Raw genomic sequence first — 4,709 nt, 5'->3', positions numbered from 1 at the left:
GTGGCGCGCGGGCCGCCAGGGGCGGGGCCGCGCGCCGGGCTGCCTTACTTCAGCAGATGGGCGACGCCGTCGCGCTCTTCGAGCAGCTCGGCCAGCGTGCCGTCCATCTTCTCGCGCGAGAACGCGTCGATTTCGAGGCCTTCGACGCGCTTGTATTCGCCGTTTTCGCAGGTCACCGGCACGCCGTAGATGATGTCTTCGGGGATGCCGTACGTGCCGTCCGACGGGATGCCCATCGTGACCCATTTGCCGTTCGTGCCGAGGACCCAGTCACGGACGTGGTCGATCGCTGCGTTGGCGGCCGAAGCAGCCGAGGACAGGCCGCGCGCTTCGATGATCGCCGCGCCGCGCTTGCCGACCGTCGGGATGAACGTGTCGCGGTTCCACACGTCGTCGTTGATCAGCTTCAGCAGCGATTCGCCTTCGGCCGATGCGAAACGGAAATCCGGGTACATCGTCGGCGAGTGGTTGCCCCACACGGCCAGCTTTTCGATCGATGCGACCGGCTTGCCTGCCTTGGCGGCCAGTTGCGACAGCGCGCGGTTGTGATCCAGGCGCAGCATGGCCGTGAAGTTCTTCTTCGGCAGATCCGGCGCCGACTTCATGGCGATGTAGGCGTTCGTGTTGGCCGGGTTGCCGACCACCAGCACCTTGACGTCGCGGCTGGCGACTTCGTTCAGCGCGGCGCCCTGGACCGTGAAGATCTCGGCGTTGGCCGACAGCAGGTCCTTGCGCTCCATGCCCTTCGAACGCGGACGGGCACCGACCAGCAGCGCGACGTCGGCATCCTTGAACGCAACCTTGGGATCGTCGGTGATGACGACGCCCGACAGCAGCGGGAACGCGCAGTCGTCGAGTTCCATCACGACGCCCTTGACGGCGCCTTGTGCTTGCGGGAGGTCGAGCAGTTGCAGGATGACCGGTTGATCTTTGCCGAGCAGGTCGCCGTTCGCGATGCGGAACAGTAGCGAGTATGCGATTTGACCTGCGGCGCCGGTAACGGCAACGCGCTTTGCGGGCTTAGCCATGAGAAATCTCCAGGACGATGAGCGTAGGAAACTAACAGAACGCCATTCTATGCGCGTTACGCGTAGCAATGCGTTGAAGCAGGGCGGAGGATTCGCGATACCGTTGCGCCGTGGCCGGAAACCGGCCTGGGACAAGGCCCGAGCGCTTTCGAACCGCGATCCCCGGCTCGCCCCGGAGTGTAGGAGGGAGGTGGGTCAAAGTCAAACGGTAACATATGTCTTATATAAGACAGATGTATTGCGGGAAATGAGTGGACGAAAAACTCGGCTTTGTGTTGAAATGCGCGCCATGACATCCAACCAGGCGAATGCGGCGAACCCGAACGCTCCCGGCCCGGCCACGGCTGGCGGCGAGACGGCGCCTGCGTCGTCACCGGTGCCATCGGCCACGTTCAGCCCTTTATACCAGCAGATCAAGGCATTGATCACGCAGGGGCTGGAATCGGGTGAATGGAAGCCGGGCGAGATCATTCCCAGCGAGGTCGAACTGGCGGCTCGCTATAAGGTGAGTCAGGGCACGGTCCGCAAGGCGATCGACGAACTGGCGGCCGACAACCTGCTGGTGCGCCGGCAGGGCAAGGGCACGTTCGTGGCCACGCACAGCGAGGAGCGCGCGCAGTTCCGTTTCCTGCGGCTGTTGGCCGAGGACGGCGTCGAACATCCGCACGTGAGCCGCCTGCTGGAATGCCGTCGCACCCGCGCTCCCGCCGAGATCGCACGCCAACTGGACCTGAAGCCGGCCGATCCGGTAATTCAGGTGCGCCGCCTGCTGGAGTTCGACGGCGTGGCGACGGTGCTCGACGAAATCTGGTTGTCCGGCGCGACCTTTCGGGGGCTGACGTTCGAACGCCTGAGCGAGTATAAAGGGCCGCTCTACGCGATGTTCGAGTCGGAGTTCGGCACCCGCATGATTCGCGCGACCGAAAAGGTGCGCGCGGTGGCGGCGGAGCCGGCAGTGGCCGAATTGCTGGGCGTGTCCGGCGGATTTCCTTTGCTGTCGGTCGAGCGCGTGTCCTATACCTATGGAGACCGCCCGGTCGAGGTACGGCGAGGTTGGTATGTCACAACCGGGTATTACTATCAGAACGATCTGAGTTGATCGGGTTGATCGAGGCCGTCGTCGAAACGGCCGAGAGGCAAGTGAGAAACGGCTCGCGCCCACATGCGAAGCACGTTTTGGGCCGCCTTTTGTTCGCTGCAGAGCAAGTATCCTGAGCAGGTTTTCGCTGCAGCGCGACATAAAAAGGCGCTAAAATCGCGGATTAGTGTGACTACATCGTAGGGGTCTAGCATGACTGAAGCAGTAAGAAAACCGAGGCCGGAATACCGGAATATCGGCATCGGAGACATCACCCGCAACTATCGCCTGCCTATCGCGGGGCAATTGTCGATCTTCCATCGAGTCAGCGGTGCATTGCTGTTTCTCGCTCTTCCTTTCCTGCTGTTCCTCTTCGACAAGAGTCTGACATCTGAGCTCAGCTTCGATGTTTTCAAGGCCTTCCTCTCGAATATCCTCGTCAAGCTGATCGTCCTCGTGCTGTCCTGGGCGTTCCTCCATCATTTCTGCGCCGGCATTCGCCACCTGCTGATGGACGTCAACCACGACGCCGTCACGAAGGAAAGCGGCAAGCGCACGGCCATCATCGTGTTCGTCGTCTCGCTGGCCCTGACCGCCATCGTCGCGCTCAAACTGTTCGGAGCATTCTAAGAAAATGTCAGGCAACAACCGAATCGGCTCGAAGCGCCTCGTCGTCGGCGCTCACTACGGCCTGCGCGATTGGCTCGCGCAACGGATCACCGGCGTGATCATGGCGGTCTATACCGTGATCCTGCTCGCCTGGTTCTTTACGGCACGCGATTTTTCGTATGACGGCTGGGCATCGATCTTCGCGACGCAATGGATGAAGCTCGCGACGTTCGTGACGCTGCTGGCGCTGTTCTATCACGCCTGGGTCGGCATTCGCGACATCTGGATGGATTACGTGAAGCCTGTCGGCGTGCGGCTGCTGCTGCAATCGCTGACGATCGTCTGGCTGCTCGCGTGCGCAGGCTACGCTGCGCAGATTCTCTGGAGAGTGTAAAGAATGGCTGCAATCAATACTTCCCTGCCGCGTCGCAAGTTCGACGTGGTCATCGTCGGCGCGGGCGGCTCCGGGATGCGCGCATCGCTGCAACTGGCACGTGCGGGCCTGTCGGTCTGCGTGCTGTCGAAGGTGTTCCCGACGCGTTCGCACACGGTCGCCGCTCAAGGCGGGATCGGCGCTTCGCTCGGCAACATGAGCGAAGACAACTGGCATTACCACTTCTACGACACGATCAAGGGTTCCGACTGGCTCGGCGACCAGGACGCGATCGAGTTCATGTGCCGTGAGGCCCCGAACGCCGTCTACGAACTCGAACACTTCGGCATGCCGTTCGACCGCAATGCCGACGGCACGATCTATCAGCGTCCGTTCGGCGGTCACACCGCCAACTACGGCGAGAAGCCCGTCCAGCGCGCTTGCGCGGCCGCCGACCGTACCGGTCACGCGCTGCTGCACACGCTGTACCAGCAGAACGTCGCGGCGAAGACCCAGTTCTTCGTCGAATGGATGGCGCTCGACCTGATCCGCGACGCCGACGGCGACGTGCTCGGCGTGACGGCCCTCGAAATGGAAACGGGCGACGTCTACATCCTCGAAGGCAAGACCACGCTGTTCGCCACGGGCGGCGCGGGCCGGATCTTCGCAGCCTCCACCAACGCGTTCATCAACACCGGCGACGGCCTCGGCATGGCCGCGCGTTCGGGTATCGCGCTGCAGGACATGGAGTTCTGGCAGTTCCACCCGACGGGTGTGGCCGGTGCCGGCGTGCTGATTACCGAAGGCGTGCGCGGCGAGGGCGGCATTCTGCGCAACTCGGACGGCGAACGCTTCATGGAGCGCTACGCGCCCACCCTGAAGGATCTGGCGCCGCGTGATTTCGTGTCGCGCTCGATGGACCAGGAAATCAAGGAAGGCCGCGGCGTGGGTCCGAACAAGGATCACGTGCTGCTCGATCTGTCGCACATCGGCGCCGAGACGATCCTGAAGCGTCTGCCGTCGATCCGCGAAATCGCGCTGAAGTTCGCGAACGTCGATTGCATCAAGGAACCGATCCCGGTCGTGCCGACCATCCATTACCAGATGGGCGGCATCCCGACCAACATCCACGGTCAGGTGGTGGGCACCTCGAAGGGCCACGAAGATCCGGTCAACGGCTTCTACGCGGTCGGCGAATGCTCGTGCGTGTCGGTCCACGGCGCGAACCGCCTGGGCACGAACTCGCTGCTCGACCTGGTGGTGTTCGGCCGTGCGGCCGGCAACCACATCGTCGAACACGTCAAGAAGCAGCGCGAGCACAAGCCGCTGCCGAAGGATGCCGCCGATTTCGCGTTGTCGCGTCTGGCGAAGCTCGACAGCTCGACCTCGGGCGAATACGCGCAAAGCGTCGCCAACGAGATCCGCGGTTCGATGCAGAAGCATGCCGGCGTGTTCCGCACCTCGGCGCTGCTGGCCGAAGGCGTGCAGGACATCAAGCAGGTCACGGAGCGTGCAAAGCACATCCACCTGAAAGACAAGTCGAAGGTGTTCAACACGGCGCGCGTCGAAGCGCTCGAAGTGGAGAACCTCGTCGAAGTGGCGCGCGCCACGATGGTGTCGG

Annotated in this window: 5 protein-coding genes; 4 read left to right on the top strand and 1 reads right to left on the bottom strand. The window is 62.9% G+C overall.

Features of this window, described 5'->3' with window-relative positions:
- Positions 1–44 precede the first annotated feature (44 nt).
- Positions 45–1,028 (bottom strand): malate dehydrogenase, encoded by a 984-nt coding sequence (locus ACYP33_RS09210; RefSeq protein ID WP_414441574.1) that lies wholly within the window; start codon positions 1,026–1,028, stop codon positions 45–47.
- Between the two features lie 289 nt (positions 1,029–1,317).
- On the opposite strand from ACYP33_RS09210, the gene ACYP33_RS09205 reads away from it, so the two are divergent.
- The 4 genes from ACYP33_RS09205 to sdhA form a co-directional block, all read left to right on the top strand.
- Positions 1,318–2,127: a GntR family transcriptional regulator gene (locus tag ACYP33_RS09205; RefSeq protein ID WP_414449202.1), complete on the top strand. Its 810-nt coding sequence runs from the start codon at positions 1,318–1,320 to the stop codon at positions 2,125–2,127.
- A gap of 192 nt (positions 2,128–2,319) precedes the next feature.
- Positions 2,320–2,736, top strand: a complete 417-nt coding sequence (sdhC, locus tag ACYP33_RS09200) for a succinate dehydrogenase, cytochrome b556 subunit (protein ID WP_414441576.1) — start codon at positions 2,320–2,322, stop codon at positions 2,734–2,736.
- A gap of 4 nt (positions 2,737–2,740) precedes the next feature.
- Entirely contained in the window at positions 2,741–3,109 is a 369-nt protein-coding gene (gene sdhD, locus ACYP33_RS09195) for a succinate dehydrogenase, hydrophobic membrane anchor protein (RefSeq protein ID WP_206128919.1), read from the top strand.
- A 3-nt stretch (positions 3,110–3,112) separates the two neighbouring features.
- Positions 3,113–4,709, top strand: a 1,597-nt coding sequence (gene sdhA / locus ACYP33_RS09190) for a succinate dehydrogenase flavoprotein subunit (protein WP_459621154.1), incomplete at its 3' end; no start/stop codon positions are given.

The organism is Burkholderia sp. 3C (genome assembly GCF_054589155.1).
This window is presented reverse-complemented; position numbering and strand designations above follow the sequence as displayed.